The 248-nt window shown below is 54.0% G+C and carries 1 tRNA gene; it reads right to left on the bottom strand.

The window, feature by feature from the left end:
• Position 1: 1 nt before the first annotated feature.
• A tRNA-Ala gene (locus tag AAEY80_RS14765) sits at positions 2-77 on the bottom strand.
• Positions 78-248 lie beyond the last annotated feature (171 nt).

Raw genomic sequence — 248 nt, 5'->3', positions numbered from 1 at the left:
ATGGTGGAGCCAAACGGAGTCGAACCGTTGACCTCCTGCGTGCAAGGCAGGCGCTCTACCAACTGAGCTATGGCCCCTGAGCGAGGATGCAATCAAAGCATCGCTTTGATCCGAGCGCAAGAGGAAATCCCTTAAAGGGGATTTACTTAGGGCTCTTTCACCTACATTAATAATGGTAGGCCTGGGCAGACTTGAACTGCCGACCCCCGCGTTATCAACACGGTGCTCTAACCAGCTGAGCTACAGGC

The sequence above is a fragment of the Psychrobacter sp. 78a-MNA-CIBAN-0178 genome, assembly GCF_040309625.1.
In the GTDB taxonomy this organism is placed as follows: domain Bacteria; phylum Pseudomonadota; class Gammaproteobacteria; order Pseudomonadales; family Moraxellaceae; genus Psychrobacter; species Psychrobacter okhotskensis.
The sequence above is the reverse complement of the archived record's forward strand: the minus strand, read 5'-3'. Positions and strand labels throughout refer to the sequence as shown.